A 13,954-nucleotide genomic window follows, 5' to 3' on the forward strand; every position below is an offset into this window, starting at 1 on the left:
GCCAGGAAGAACACCCACACCGCGACGGCGCCCAGGAAGACACCGATCTCAGGGCGGGCCAACAGCCGCAGCGCCAGGGGACGTTCCGCGGTCCGCCCGTCGGTTTCCTTGCCGGGGCCGGGGGCCGGCGGTGTGGTCACCGCCGGCTCGGCATGCTGGGTCATGCTCATCACCGGGTGCCCTTCGCGGCGAACTCGGCGACTGCGTCGACATTGGTCTTGTCAATGAAGGCCGGTCCGGTGAGGACGGGCGCTGTGCTGCCACCGCTGAAGTTGCCGTTGGTCTTGTAGAGCCACAGCGAGTCGACCGCCAAGTAGCCCTGTAGGTAAGGCTGCTGGTCGACGGCGAACTCGACCTTTCCGTCTTGGACGGCCTGCACCAGGTCCTTGTTGAGGTCGAAGGTGGCGAGCTTGGCCTTGCTGCCGGAGTCGGACAACGACTGGATCCCCGTCAGCGCGATCGGAGCGCCGAGGGTGACCACCTGGTCGATGGAGGAGTCCTGGCTGAGCTTGGCGGTGATCGTCGACTTCACGGACGGCATGTCGGTGCCGTTGACGTAGAGGGTGTCGGTCTTGCCGCTGAAGCCCTTCTTCAGGCCGGCGCAGCGGGCCTCCAGGGCGACCTGTCCCTGTTCCTGGATGACGCAGAGGGCGTGCTTGGCGCCCAGCTGGTTCAGGCGTTCGCCGAATGCCTGGCCGGCGATGCTCTCGTCCTGTCCGAAGTACTCCAGCATGCCGAGCTTCTTCCAGTCGTTGACACCGGAGTTGAAGCCGACGACCGGGATGCCGGCTGCCTTTGCCTTGGCCACGACGTCCTTCATGGCGTCCGGCTTGGCGGCGGTGAGGGCGATGCCGTCGACCTTCTGGTCGATCGCGTTCTGGACGAGGTTGGCCTGGTTTCCGGCGCTGGGGTCGCTGGAGTAGACGAGCTTGATGTTGTCCTTGGCCGCCGCGGCCTGGGCGCCCTTGCGGACCAGGTCCCAGAACGTGTCGCCGGGGGAGGCGTGGGTGACCATGGCCACCGTCATACGCGGGGTGGTGGCCTTGCCTGCCGAGGCGTCCGCACCTCCTTCCTCGGACTTCTTGCCGCCCGAGCTGCTGGAACAGCCGGCGGCGAGCAGGGTCCCGGTGAGAACGGTGGCGGTGAAAATTGCGGCTCGGTGGTTTCTGCGCATGTCCCTTGCACCTCGCTGTGCTTGTCAGGGTGGAGTCTGTGGTGGGCGGAAGCGCGCCCGATGTCGGCGGCCGATGAACGATCACCGAGTGGCGACGCGGCGCGCAAAAGGTGTGTATACGCCGTGTATAGCGGCGCGTTTTCTGCGGCGGCCGTAGGTATGGGCCACCTGGATAGCGACTGGAGCGCTTTAGTAGCGCGCTCTAGTTGGTGAGACTATGGAGCCGCTACGCAGGGATGTCAACAGGTTTGTCAGGACGTACCAACAAAGTGGCAGCGGTGAGCCGTGAAACGGAACCCGCGCCGCCCACGGGCCGGAACCCATGCTTTCACGTACTGAGCGGAAAGCTGCCCTGGCGTATGGTCCACGCAGGTCAGGGCTCAGCGGGGCCGAGCCGCGACGCGAAGGTGTCGAAGGCCGCGCGCCACCGTCTGGAGCCCCGCAGCCACGGTCTGCTGGCAGATCCTCTACAACCCGGCCCCTCGAAGTGACACCCGCCCTGCACATCGCCGGCCTCAGGGGCGCAGCGCGTTCATGACGAAGTCGGCGACGGTGTCGGCGTATGCGTCGATGGCTTCGGGAGCCAGTGGTGCGGGGGTGAAGAGGCGTTCGGTCTGGGCGCGGCCGGCGTACATCGCGCCGCCGGAGGTGATCATGTAGAAGATGACTTCTGGGGGGACCGGACGGATCTCACCGCGGAGTACGAGGTCGTCGCGGACCGCCAGGAAGCGCGCGACGACGGGGGCGGTGTAGGTGTCGGTGATGTAGTCGAGGCGCTCGCCGGGCTGTGCGCCTTCGATGTTCATCAGGCGCAGGAGTTCGGGGTGGTGGGCCGAGAAGCGGACGAAGGCGCGCACGAAGGTGCGGAGGCGGGCCTTCGGTGGCGCCGACTCGTCGTCGGCGGAGAGGAGTTCGGAGACCAGGAGGCCGAAGCCCCAGTCGGCGGCGGCCTGCCAGAGGGCTTGCTTGGAGCCGAACCTCTGGTGGAGCAGGTTGTGGCTGACACCGAGTTCGCTGGTGAGGGTGCGTAGCGAGACTCCGTTGAAGCCGTGGGTGGCGAACGCTTGCAGTGCCGCCTGGAGTACCTCTTCGGCCGGTGCGGGGTCAGTGTCTTTGGCCGGCCGGCCGCGTCGGCGGACGTTCTGGTCCATGGTTGGGCGCTGTTCCCTCTCGTTGCGGACGCCGCCGTCGCCCGCGGCTTCAGGACGGGTTCTTGCCGAAGTACATGAGTTCCCACAGGGCGGGTGCGTCCAGGCGCTCGGGATCCGCGCCGGGGGTGAGGTGTTCGACGCTGACCTGGCCGGTGAAGCGCAGGTAGGCGCCGTCGAATCCGGCGACCGTGGCGAGCAGGCGCTTGGGGCCCTTGAGGGCTTCGATCATGGGGTCCTGGACGATGGTGGACTGGCGGCGGAAGGTGACGCGGTAGCGGTCGCCGCCGGTGGCGGTCGCGTCGTAGTCGTAGACGACGGTGTTGGCGACGGGTTTGCCGGTGACCGGGTCGATCTGCTCGTCGCTCTTGGTGAAGTGCAACAGCGAGCCCTCGTCGGCGAGGATCTTGCCGTCCTTGGCGAGGACGAAGATCGGCACCTCGGCGAAGCCGAACTTCTTCTCCGCGGTGATGTAGGAGGCGATGACCGTGTAGGCGCCGACTTCGGCGCGCATCCAGTACCAGTGGTGCATGAGGCGGGCCATCTCGGCGTCGCCCCAGTTGTGGTCGTGGTAGCCGGTCCCGGTACGGGTCTCGGTGACGCCGTCGACGGTCAGTGTCGCTTCCGCGGCGCCCGATGGTACGGAGGGCAGCCAGGCGAAGTACTTCTGCGCGTCCCCGTCACCGAAGAGGATGTGCCCGGTCTCCGGGCGCCAGGCGGGGACCTGCCCGGTGAGGGTGACGTCCGCGGTGACGCCGTCGAGGTCGACGTGAATGCGGTAGGTGTGGAGGTCACCGGCGAAGGTGTTCGTCGCGATCCGCAGGTCGCACCGGTCGGTGGCGAAGTCGAAGTCGTCGGGGTGCGGCTTCGAGGTGCGCTCGATGTGGGTGCCGTCGGACCGGTCGAGTTCGAAGGTGACGAGCGGGGCGGCGGGCTGGTTGACGCCCTTGGGGCTGCGGAAGTCCTTGGCCATGAAGTTGATCACGAGTGTGGAGCCGTCGTCGAGGACGAAGTCGGAGTACCACCACTCGAAGGTCCCGGGCTCGCCCGGGGCGGAGCGGAAGCCGTCCTCCCACTCCGCGATTTCGCCCTTGGCGAGGCCGAGGCGCTGGTAGTCGGCGGTCCGGTCGGCCATACGGCACGGTTCGGTACGGGGCATGATCTGCGCCTCACGATCGGTCGACGTGCGTCGTGCTCGTCGACTACGGGTTCTGGTCGCCCCCCTTTCCATTAATGGGCAGCTGACCATTAATGCAAGTCGGGGAGGCGACACACATCCCGAGCAGACCCAGGCGACCGTACCCACCGACTCCGGCATCCTGGCGCTCGACGAGGACGGCACCGCCTGCTCCTCGGACTACTGCCTGCGCCTCATCGGCGACGGCGGCCGCATGGCCCACCCTGCCCGTCACCGGCCAGGTGGTCGGCTTCAAGGCAGGCGTGATGCCCTGCGCACCGACGCGGACCACGTTGTAGAGCTGCCGCCACATGAAGTCGCCGTGAACGCGCTGGCGTTCGGCGGCGTCGGTAGGAGCATCCAGCGCGCGTCCCACGATGTTGTTGATCACGAGGAGGTACGCGGCCACCAGGTCGTCGAGAGCCCGCTCGCCACCGGACTGCGCGGCACGCACGACCGCGGCCCGGTCCCGGCGGCCGTCGGGTCTTTCGTACCCGCGGTGTGAAACCTCGCTCATGACTGGAGGAGGGCCCTCGCCTGTATCGGCATGACAGAAATCGGTACGCCATCCTCGCGCTGCTGGAAGAGCGGTGGCTCGGTCGGCACCGCGGGGTCGTGCGACGGCGGGGCGTCAGGGCGGGGTGACCCGTTGGGCCGGGAGCCACGCCGAGGCCGGCGCAGGTGACTCGCCGACGTCGGAGAGCGCGTCGGGGTGGGCCCTGAGTCGTAGCACAAGGCCGATGTAGACGAGGTCGAAGACACTGCACAGGATGCCGATGCCGAGAATGAACGGCTCTCCGTCGAGTACGCCGATCAGGATGGTGGGGGCGAGGGTGCCGAGCCACTTCGCGACGGCGATCGTGAGGGTCTGTCCACGCAAGCCACGGCGCGCGACGAGCATCGCGATGAACAGGGCCGACATCAGCAGGTTCTGCAGGAAGGCCGAGTAGCGGGCGGCATCGTGTTCGCCGAACTCCGCGAGGAACAGCCACTGCACCGCGTACGAGGCGCCGAAGACCAGGGTGCTCCAGAGGGCGAACATCGGCCGGGTCACGAAGCGCGGGAACTCGGCGCGGCCGAAGGCGAAGAAGGTGTACACGATGACGAGGTCGGCCAGGGCCCAGACGAGGTTCACGTAGCCCTGGAACGACATCGTGCCCATGAGGTCGTGCGCCGTGTACGTGGTCTCCCAGGCGAAGTTGAGGGCCAGCGCGGCCAGGGGTATCGCGTAGGTCCGCTGGCGGAAACCGATCCGGATCGCGGCTATGTAGACGATCGTCCAGGCGAGGCCGCTCAGCGCGGAGAGGAACGGTTCCATAGGGCTTCTCCTGCGGTGGGTGCGGCGACATGCGGGGGGACCGGCCCGCCCGGAGCGGGGATGGCGCGGTAGCGGCGGATGAGATCACTCACCGCGTCCCGCAGTCGACCGGGGTCACGTGCCCGGTCGGGGGAGAGGGCTGTGAGTACGAGGCCCTGCAGCGCGGCGGTCACGGTGAACGCGGCCTCGTCCGAGCCGACGTAAGGGGCCAGGAGGCGGGCGAGGCGCAGTTCGAGAAGTCGCTTGACCGGCTCGAGTTCGGAGTCGTGACCGGCCGCGAGGATCATCTCGAAGACGGCGATGGTGTCGATCCGCCGCTGGGTGACGAGACGCGCCGTGAAGTCGCCGCAGATGTCCGGGAGGGCGTCGGGCTCCTCGGCGGCGCGGGTGACGAGCTCCAGGAACTCAAGGCCGATGCGCGAGCCTGCGTGCTCGAACGTCGCCTGGCGGAGGTCATCGGCCGACGGGTAGTGGTAGGTGACCGAAGCGAGCGACACGGCCGCCGAGGCGGCGACCGCACGGTGGGTGAGCGCGCCCAGGCCCTGCTCGCCGACGATGCCCACCGCCGCGTCGAGCAGCAGTTCCCTCCGGGCCTCGCCGCGCGCGAGGCGTCCGTCGGTCACCTTCTGCATTGCCGCTCCCTGTCTATCCGTACAGATGTACTGCTAACTTACGGTACACATGTACCGGTAATCAAGGTTCCACGGGCTCCGCCTGCTGCGGCTCGCGTACCGAGGGGTCACCCCTCGATGCGCCTGCCATGCGACCACGTGAGGTACCGAGGGTTTCGCCGTCGCCGTCGCGACGGCGCTGCTCATGGGCTTCGCAGGCGCGGCCGAGACCTCTCCGGCAACGAGATCAACAACTTCCCCGGTCCGCTGCGTCGTTCGGGACGATGCAGGTTCTCGCCCGACACCCAGAACAGCTGTGCCGGGTACCGGTCGCGCAGAAGGCCCGCGACCAGATGACCGACATGCTGCGCAAGGTTCGGGGTGGCCGGCCGGATCGGCAATGTCAGCGACGCCGACAACTTCTACAGCGTGGTGACCGTGCCCGACGTTGCCGACTGCGCCGCGCACGGCGACCTAATGTGGCGGCAGTTCTACAACCTGGTGCGGGCCGGGGTGCAGGGCATCTACATCTTGATGTACGACGAGTACAACGAAGGCAACCAGATCGCCAAGACCGCCGAATCCCAAGCCTGGTCACCGAGCGGCGGCGGCATGCTGGCCCTGGACGAGGGCGGCACCGCCTGATTCTCGGACTGCTAACTGCGGCTCACCGGTGACGGCGGGAGGGTGCTCAAGGGGCGATCGACCTCACCGTCACCCGTCTCACCCGGCCGGTGCTCTCCGGCACCCGGCGCGGTGTCGGCTCGGTCACGCGGACAACACCGGGACGTCCCTGCTGATCGCCAACCGCACGACCATCGGCACCTGGGAGCAGTTCACCTTGGCCACCGCGTAGCCCCGCCGGGCCGGGCAGTACCACGGCAGCGTGCCCGAGGGGGACTTGAGTCAAAACCTCAACAGGTCGTGCTGCGATTGGTTACCAGGGCACCGGACTTGGCATCCCGTACCGCCGCAGGAAGGGCGAAGAACCTCCGGCAAGGAAGGACCGGACGTGTCCGGTGGCCGCTTGGCGTTCGGGGCAGCCGGCCACACGCCGTGAACCGGACAGGACGAGCGGTCACGCAGAGGTGCGGCTGGCGAGCTCACGGTGCACCAGGTGGGACGGGGGATCGGTGGCTCGCATGGCCAGGGTCAAGGTGACGGCCGTGGCGACGGCGAGCGGGAAGAGAAGAACGGGTACTGAGGCGCAGCTGGCCACAGCGCGTGCAGCCGCGGCATGGGCGGGGGTCGGCAGCGCGTGAGCCGGCGGCGTTCGGCGGCCGCTGCGGAACGGTGCACGGCTGCGACGGGTAGCGGGTCGTCGCCTCCGATGGCGGCGTTGGCGCAGGTCAGGGCCGGCGGTCCGCGGGCAGGTCCGCCCAGAGGGCGCGGCGCTCCCCGCGGGGGTCGCGGACGATCCGCTCCAGCTTCCGGCCGAAGGCCAGGGAGGTGGTGAACCCGAGCGTGCCCAGGTCCCGTTGCCCGAGGCCGAGCGGTGAGACGGCGGTGACCACTGCGCCGCCGGCCGGTGTGAGGTAGGAGACGGCCGCGGTGAGGTCACCCTTCACCACGTCGTCGACGTCATCGGACCAGCTGATCACGTCACTCATGACAACACCGCCTCATATCCGAGCCCTTGGAGGGCGTGCAATGCCTCGGCATCGAGGTCCACGGACATGTCCGCGGCCCACCACACATGCCCGTCGGGGCGAAGGAGCGCAGCCCCGACGGCCGACCACGCCGGGTCGCTGTGCGGTGCGAGGCGGCCGGCACGGATCGGGATGCCGAGCGACGCGGCCTGCTTCGCCGCCGTACGAAGGCCACCGCCGGAGAAGTCCAGCAGGACGGGGCGGCCTTGTCGCAGCACACCGGAGAACAGTGAACAGGCGTCCTCCACGCTGCCGAGGTCGGGCGCCCGGGCTCCGGTGAGGGGGTGAGCGCGCGGGTCCGCCGCGGGATAGCCGACATCGAGAGCGGACAGCTTCATCGCGAGTCCCAGGGAGAAGCCCGGTTGGGAGGCGATCAGGCCGCTCAGCAGCGAGCGCAGCGCCCCGCCCTCCGGCGAGGTGGTGGTCATGAGCAGGGTCTGCGCGAGGGTGTGCTCGGCCAGAGCGCCGCCCACCGGGTGGCGCTCGCTCTGGTAGCTGTCCAGCAGGTCCGGCGTCGCGCGGTGCTGTACCACGGCGGCGAGCTTCCAGCCGAGGTTCATGGCGTCCTGGAGGCCGACGTTGAGTCCGACACCGCCTGCCGGGAAGGCCATGTGCGCGGCGTCTCCGGCGAGCAGTACTCGGCCCTCGCGGTATGTTGCGGCCTGCCGCGTGGCGTTGCCGAACCGTGAGAGATAGCCCGGATCCCGCATGCCGAAGTCGCTGCCGGCCAGCCGGATCGCGGTCTCCCGCAGCTGATCCAGCGTCAGTTCGTCCGCCGGATCCTTGTGAGCGGCGTCGTATCCCATCACGCGGAAGAGGCCACCGGGCGCCGGTGCGACGGCCAGGGTGCCGTGCACGCTGTGCCAGGCGAGGCCCATCTCGCTGGGCGGGGCATCGAGGTGAACGTCCCCGAGGAAGCCGACGATGGTGGTGTCCGTACCGGGGAAGTCGATGCCCGCCGCCTTGCGTACGGTGCTGCCGGCTCCGTCGCAGCCGACGACGAACTGCGCGCTCCGCGTGTACCGGACGCCGTCCTGGCCGGTGACCTCGACGGTCACCGAGGAGCCGTCCGCGTCCTCGGTGAGGCCGGTCACCGTGTGGCCGCGCAGGACGCGAACGCCCAACTCGACGGCGTCCGCCTCCAGAAGCTCCTCGGTGCGCACCTGCGGATGGGCGAGCATGAAGGGGAACGGGGTGGGGAGGGCGCGGAAGTCCAGGCGGTTGTCCAGCATCGCGAAGTGCCAGGCCGGCACCTTCACGCCGCCGGCGAGAAACTGGTCCGCGAGGCCGCGCATCGCCAGGACCTCGATCGTCCTGGGGTGGATCCCCAGTGCCTTGGAGTGCGGGGCGCGCTCCACCGTGCGCTCCAGGACCACCACCGAGACGCCGGCCAACCGGAGTTCACGGGCCAGCAACAGCCCCACCGGTCCGGCGCCGACCACGATGACCTCTTCGCCGTTCGGGCGGTGGTCCTCACTTTGGGTCTCACGGGGCGGCATCAGCCGCGCACCTTGCGAACGTAACGGGCGTACTGGGCACGGCCGATGGCGTACCAGAGGACGCGGGCCGGGCCTGGCATGTGGCTGAGCATCTGCTGTCGCTCGGCCGGGGTGGCATCCTCCAGCGCCATTCCGAAGAACCGCAGCATTTTGGCTTTGGGTGTGTGGGTGGCGACGTGCTCTCCCTGGGCCTCCCATTCGGCCAACGTCAGATGCCGGGCGGCGAGCGGCAGCAGAGCGGCCTCCTCGTCGTCGAGGTGCGCGACGAGAACCGCCCGCTGGTCGACGAGGGCCGCCACGAGAGCGTCCCGTTCGCTCTCGCCGGGTGTGGCCTCCCACGCGTCGGCGGCGGCGGTGACCTGGTCGAGGCTGCTGGAGATGTGCTCATGCGCGGCCTCCATCCGCAGCACGACATCGGCCTCCTGGTCGAGGCGGGCCAGCAGCTTCGGCCAGAGGAGTTCGTCCTCGGCGCTGTGGTGGACGTGTACGGCGACGCAGTAGTCGCGCAGATGGTCGACCAACACCCGGCACCGGGCCCGGTCGCCGGGCTCGCACGCGGCGATCAGTTCAGCCAGCAGCCGCGACTCGCGGCGGAACATCCGGTGGACGACGACCATCTCATGGGTGTCGATGGGGGCGGATACATCGGCCGTCACGGCACACACTCCTGGTGGGCGGCGGGCCCGCTCTCGGTGGGGCCCAGTGACTAGAGCGTCGGCGAACGGTCTTGGAAGCCGGCTGGAAGATGATCCAAGCGCGTCTGGAACCGTAGGATGTGGCGCACCATGCTGTGGATCCGGGTGCTCGGCTCACTCGATGCCGAGACGAACGACATACCGATCGCTCTCGGCGGCCCGCGTCAGCGTGCACTACTGGCCCTGCTGGTGGTGGCCCGCGGCCAGGTCGTCTCGGTGGACCGGCTGATCGAGGACCTGTGGGGCGGGGAGCCACCGGCTCAGGCGCTCAAGACCCTTCAGTCCTACATCTCCAACCTGCGCAAGCTGCTGGAAGCCGGGCGTGCCCCGCGCGTCCGCCCGAAGCTGCTGGTCAGCGCCGCACCCGGATACGCGTTGCGGCTGCCGGAGGACGCGGTGGACGCTTCGCGGTTCGAGCGGCTGCTCCGGGAGGCGCGCGCGACGATGGCCCAGGGTCCGGCACCGGCCCGGTCGCTGCTGGACGAGGCGCTCGCGCTGTGGCGTGGACCGGCGTTCGCGGAGGTCGCCGACGAGCCCTGGGCGGCGGCAGAGGTCGGCCGCCTGGAGGAGCTGCGGTTCACCGCGCGAGAACTGAGAGCCACGGCGGCGCTCCGCACCGGGGACGTAGTCGAAGCAAGGTCGGAGGCCGAACGGCTCACCGCCGAGCGGCCGTTGCGGGAGGAGGGATGGCGGCTCTTCGCGCTCTCGCTGTGGAGCGAGGGACGCCAGGCCGACGCCCTGAACGCACTGCGCAGGGCTCGGTCCGTCCTCGCTGACGACCTCGGACTCGACCCCGGGCCCGCGCTCGCCGGCCTTGAGGACGCGATCCTGAACCAGCGCGGCGCGGTACTGGACGACGCCACCCGTGGTCCGGCGGTCGGCCCTACGACCCCGGCCCCGCGGCCAGGTCCGGCACTGGCTGCCCCGCCCCCCGCCGCACTGCCCTGGGCTCCCGCAGCCGCCGACCACTTCGTCGGCAGGGAAGGGGAACTCGCCCAACTCGCCACGACCGCGGCCGAGGTGGCGCACCACGGGCTGCGCATCGCCCTGGTCACGGGCGAGGCCGGCATGGGCAAGTCCGCGCTGCTGTCCCAGCTCGGTACGCAGCTCGAACGCGACGGCTGGCTGGTCACGGCAGGGCGCTGCCCCGAGTCCGAGGGCACCCCGCCCGCCTGGGCATGGTCCGAGGCACTGCACACGGTGGCCGCCCTCGCACCACCGCCGCCGGAAGCCACCGGGATCCTGGCCCCGCTGCTCTCCGACTCGACCACCGACACCGCTTCGACCGACCCTGCGGCGGGACGCTTCCGCCTCCACCGCGCCGTCTGGTCCTGGCTCGGTGAGACGGCCCGCGGCCGGCCACTCGCCATCATCCTCGACGACCTGCACTGGGCCGACGCCGAGACCCTCGCCGTGCTCACCGCCGCCGCTGACGACCCCGCCGGCCGGCCGATCCTCGTCGTGGCGGCCTTTCGACCGGACGAGATCGACGGGCCGCTCGCCGACGCCCTCGCTCTCCTCGCCCGGCAGGCACCGCTACGGCTGTCGCTGCCCGGACTCACCGAGCCCGCCGCCGCACGGCTGGTCGACGCCGTGTCGGAGACCGCCGTCGGCACCGCGACGGTGGCCGCGCTCACCGAACGCACCGGCGGCAACCCGTTCTACCTGCGCGAGAGCGCCCGCCTGCTGCGCAGCGAAGGCACGCTGGTGGCCATCTCCGAGGTACCGGAGGGGGTACGGGACGTACTGCGGCGCAGGCTAGCTCGGCTACCGCCGTCGGCGGTGGCGGTACTGCGCCTCGCCGCCGTCGCCGGACAGAGCACCGATGTGGACGTGCTGATCGGCGCCGCCGAGACGGATGAGGCCGCGGTCCTTGACGCTCTGGACGCAGGGATCATCTCCGGGCTGCTGACCGAACCCGCTCCGGGCCAGGTGCGGTTCGTCCACGCGCTGGTCCGCGACACGGTCGCCACCGACCTCAGCCAGGTGCGCCGGACCCGGATGCATGCGAGGCTCGCGGACTCGCTGGAACGACTCCACCCACAGGACGTCTCCGCGCTCGCCCACCACCGCAGCCGGGCGGCGACCGCGGCGACGGCCGCCAAGGCCGTCCGTTACTGCGTGCGGGCCGCTGAACTCGCAGGCGCCCGGTACGCGCACGACACTGCCGTAGAACTGCTCACCCAGGCCCTGGAGTGCTTCGACCGGATACCGCCCGCCGAGCACTCCGACCAGGACAACGAGCGGATCGAACTGCTGGGGACCCTGCTGCGCGCCCAAGTCAGAGCAGGTGCCGTCCCCGCTGCCCGCGCCACCCGGTCCGCCGCGGTCGCGGTCGCGGAACGCGCACGGCGCGACGACCTGCTGATCGCCGCGTTCACCGCCTGGACCGAGCCGACGCTCTGGCAGACGCGTCCCTTCGACGTCGTGGACGAACGGATCGTCAGCCACCTGGCCCGGCTCCTCGACCGTCCCGGTCTGCCGCCCGCCGTCCGGTGCCGGCTGCTGATCATCTACGTCGAGGAGGTCTCGGGTGAGAACAGTCGTGGCTCGCTCGACGCGGCCTGGGAAGCGGACAAACTGGCCAGGGAGCTCGATGATCCGCGCCTGCGTGCGCTCACGGCAGCGTCCCTCATCAGGGAGCTGATCGACGGTGACCAGGATCAGGTCACCCGGTATTCCGAGGAACTCATCGCGCTGGGAGTCGCGCACCATGTGCCCGCCTTCCACTGGGCCGGGCTGTTCAACCTGGCCAGGGTGGCGGCCCGACGACATCAGGCCGCCGACGCCCGACGTCTCGTCACCGAGTCCCTGGAACTGGCACACGCCTACCGACTGCCCGAGGCACTCGCCGTCAGCCAGTGCGCGCTCGCCGCCTTCGCGCACCTGGAGGGCCGCCTCGACGACGCCGAGCGCCGCTACGCCGAGGCCGTCGACACCATGCGGCGCCAAGCCTCGCTGCACGTCGGCACCATGACACTCCAGTCCAGGGCCAGCGTGCTGGCCACCCGCGGCCGTCTCGCCGAACTCGCCCCGGATACGGATCAGTTGTCGCAGGCCCGCCACCCCATGTCGGTGGACATTCTCGGCGCCGCGCTGACGGCGGCGGGTCGCCACGACGAGGCCCGAGCCCTCCTCGCGGATTCCGTCCCGCTCTCCCACCCTCTCCTTTTCCCGGTCTTCTCCACCTTCCGCGCCCAGGCCGTCATCGACCTGGACGACCGCGAGAGCGCGGAAGCTCTGTACGCGTCCCTCCTGCCCTACCGCGATTCCCCGCCCGCCGGCATGGCCAACTTCGCCGTCGTCATGCCCCCCGCCGCCCACACTCTCGGCGAACTCGCTGTCCTGCTGGGCCGCCACGAGCAGGCGGCCGAGCACTTCACCCGGGCGGTCGCCATCGCCGACCACTGGCACGCCACCCGCTGGGCCGCTCAATCCCGTACCGCGCTGGCCGCCATGCGCAACGCGGTCATCACATGACCCAGGCGCCCATGGCTGTGATCTTCAGTGGAGGGGGTCAGCGGATGGCAGACGGGTGCTGGGCCAGCGGGGTCACGGTGACGTCCATGTACGGGAAGAGGGGTAGGCCCCACAGGAGTTCGTTGAGCCGGTCGTTGTCGATGACGTCGAAGACGCTGAGGTTGGAGTACTGACCGGCACAGCGCCACAAGTGCAGCCATTCGCCCGCGTGTTGGAGCTTCTGTGCGTACTCCTTCTCGGCGGCGACGGTCGACGCCCGGAGCGCCGGGTCGAGATCGGGTGGCAGGTTCACGGTCATGTGGACGGCGAAGAGCATGACGGTCTCCGGTCAGGAAGCGGGATCGAGGACGAGGTCGTAGGTGACCTGGTTGCCGCCGTTGCCCGTCGGCTGCGGGTCGATGACGAGTTCCGGCTTGACGGCGGAGGCCACGTCGTCCTCGACGTGTTCGCCGCCGCGGAAGTACAGCTGGGCGGTGAGCGTCTCGTGGCCGGGCGCGGAGACCTTCAGGTGCAGATGGGCCGGGCGCCAGGCGTGCCAGCCGGCGGCGGCGATGAGCTTGCCGCAGGATCCGTCGGTGGGGATCTGGTAGGGGGCGGGCTGGATGGTGCGGACCGCGAAGCGCCCCGAGTCGTCGGCTTCGACGGCACCGCGCAGGTTCCACTGGGCGATGCCGGGTGCGAACTGCGCGTACAGCCCGTCGTCGTCGGCCTGCCAAATCTCCAGCAGCGCGCCGGGCAGGGGCTCGCCCGAGACCCCCGTGATGCGGCCCTGGAAGAGGAGCGGGGTGCCGGACTCGTCCTCGCGCATCGGCAGGGTGCTGACGCTGGGGAGGGCGGGAGCGCCCGGCACGTAGTACGGCCCTTCGATGGTTCCCTTGCTTCCCTTGCGGTCGGCGCCCGCGACCTCCTCGACGACGTGCTCGATCCACACGTCCAGGAAGAGCGGCCATTCGCCGTCCTCTCCCACGGAGATCAGCCACGACTTGAGGGCGTTGTACTCCTCGTACGTCACCTGGTGTCGGCGGATGACGTCGTGAACGGCGGCGATCATCTCCGTGGCGAGGATGTTGACGCGCTCGGTGTCGGTGACGGCCTGGCCGGACGCGGTGGTCTTGTCGGTGCGGAAGCGTTCGGTGGCCGAAGCGCCGGATGCGGCGGCCGTGGCTTTCAGGGTGGTGTCGGACATGGTGTGCGGCTCCTTTG

12 protein-coding genes and 2 pseudogenes are annotated in these 13,954 nt (G+C 69.8%); 3 read left to right on the plus strand and 11 right to left on the minus strand.

Going from position 1 to position 13,954, the window contains the following annotated elements:
- The 4 genes and pseudogenes from KCH87_RS49465 to KCH87_RS32400 all read right to left on the minus strand — a co-directional run.
- Positions 1-170: pseudogene (locus KCH87_RS49465) on the minus strand (ABC transporter permease); the annotation flags it as partial.
- Positions 170-1,174: a sugar ABC transporter substrate-binding protein gene (locus KCH87_RS32390; protein WP_210590570.1), complete on the minus strand. Its 1,005-nt coding sequence runs from the start codon at positions 1,172-1,174 to the stop codon at positions 170-172. The gene KCH87_RS32390 and the pseudogene KCH87_RS49465, both read right to left, overlap by 1 nt.
- A gap of 515 nt (positions 1,175-1,689) precedes the next feature.
- A complete protein-coding gene (locus KCH87_RS32395) occupies positions 1,690-2,325 on the minus strand; it encodes a TetR/AcrR family transcriptional regulator (RefSeq protein ID WP_210590572.1) in 636 nt (211 codons plus the stop codon).
- Positions 2,326-2,374: 49 nt separating this feature from the next.
- The gene (locus KCH87_RS32400) at positions 2,375-3,481 is read right to left on the minus strand and encodes a hydroxyneurosporene dehydrogenase (protein WP_210590574.1); all 1,107 of its coding nucleotides are present in this window, start codon (positions 3,479-3,481) and stop codon (positions 2,375-2,377) included.
- Between the two features lie 133 nt (positions 3,482-3,614).
- On the opposite strand from KCH87_RS32400, the pseudogene KCH87_RS50820 reads away from it, so the two are divergent.
- Positions 3,615-4,004: pseudogene (locus KCH87_RS50820) on the plus strand (hypothetical protein); the annotation flags it as partial.
- A 126-nt stretch (positions 4,005-4,130) separates the two neighbouring features.
- On the opposite strand, the gene KCH87_RS32410 reads toward KCH87_RS50820, so the two are convergent.
- Together KCH87_RS32410 and KCH87_RS32415 are read right to left on the minus strand one after the other, a co-directional pair.
- Positions 4,131-4,817 carry a hypothetical protein gene (locus tag KCH87_RS32410; RefSeq protein WP_210590579.1) on the minus strand — a complete coding sequence of 229 codons (687 nt, stop codon included), beginning with the start codon at positions 4,815-4,817 and terminating at the stop codon, positions 4,131-4,133.
- Positions 4,793-5,449, minus strand: a complete 657-nt coding sequence (locus tag KCH87_RS32415; RefSeq protein ID WP_210590582.1) for a TetR/AcrR family transcriptional regulator — start codon at positions 5,447-5,449, stop codon at positions 4,793-4,795. The genes KCH87_RS32410 and KCH87_RS32415 overlap by 25 nt, the downstream gene beginning before the upstream one ends.
- Positions 5,450-5,809: 360 nt before the next feature.
- Between KCH87_RS32415 and KCH87_RS32420 the strand changes: the two genes are divergently transcribed.
- On the plus strand, positions 5,810-6,073 hold the full coding sequence (locus tag KCH87_RS32420; RefSeq protein ID WP_308298971.1) for a hypothetical protein: 264 nt from the start codon (positions 5,810-5,812) through the stop codon (positions 6,071-6,073).
- 704 nt (positions 6,074-6,777) lie between these two features.
- Here KCH87_RS32420 and KCH87_RS32425 read toward each other — a convergent pair.
- The 3 genes from KCH87_RS32425 to KCH87_RS32435 are packed head-to-tail and all read right to left on the minus strand — an operon-like array spanning position 6,778 to position 9,232.
- Positions 6,778-7,038, minus strand: coding sequence for a hypothetical protein (locus KCH87_RS32425; RefSeq protein WP_210590585.1), 261 nt, complete (start codon positions 7,036-7,038; stop codon positions 6,778-6,780).
- A complete protein-coding gene (locus tag KCH87_RS32430; RefSeq protein ID WP_210590587.1) occupies positions 7,035-8,576 on the minus strand; it encodes an FAD-dependent monooxygenase in 1,542 nt (513 codons plus the stop codon). Before KCH87_RS32430 ends, KCH87_RS32425 begins: the two co-directional genes overlap by 4 nt.
- On the minus strand, positions 8,576-9,232 hold the full coding sequence (locus tag KCH87_RS32435; protein WP_308298972.1) for a hemerythrin domain-containing protein: 657 nt from the start codon (positions 9,230-9,232) through the stop codon (positions 8,576-8,578). Before KCH87_RS32435 ends, KCH87_RS32430 begins: the two co-directional genes overlap by 1 nt.
- A 117-nt stretch (positions 9,233-9,349) precedes the next feature.
- On the opposite strand from KCH87_RS32435, the gene KCH87_RS32440 reads away from it, so the two are divergent.
- A complete protein-coding gene (locus tag KCH87_RS32440; RefSeq protein WP_247197163.1) occupies positions 9,350-12,751 on the plus strand; it encodes a BTAD domain-containing putative transcriptional regulator in 3,402 nt (1,133 codons plus the stop codon).
- Positions 12,752-12,788: 37 nt separating this feature from the next.
- Here the strand turns inward: KCH87_RS32440 and catC are convergent, their stop codons facing one another.
- Both catC and catA read right to left on the minus strand, forming a co-directional pair.
- Complete coding sequence (gene catC, locus KCH87_RS32445) at positions 12,789-13,067, minus strand: muconolactone Delta-isomerase (RefSeq protein WP_210590591.1); 279 nt, start codon at positions 13,065-13,067, stop codon at positions 12,789-12,791.
- A 12-nt stretch (positions 13,068-13,079) separates the two neighbouring features.
- A complete protein-coding gene (gene catA, locus KCH87_RS32450; RefSeq protein ID WP_210590594.1) occupies positions 13,080-13,937 on the minus strand; it encodes a catechol 1,2-dioxygenase in 858 nt (285 codons plus the stop codon).
- Positions 13,938-13,954: the final 17 nt, after the last annotated feature.

Source organism: Streptomyces sp. GESEQ-35, assembly GCF_017948485.1.
In the GTDB taxonomy this organism is placed as follows: domain Bacteria; phylum Actinomycetota; class Actinomycetes; order Streptomycetales; family Streptomycetaceae; genus Streptomyces.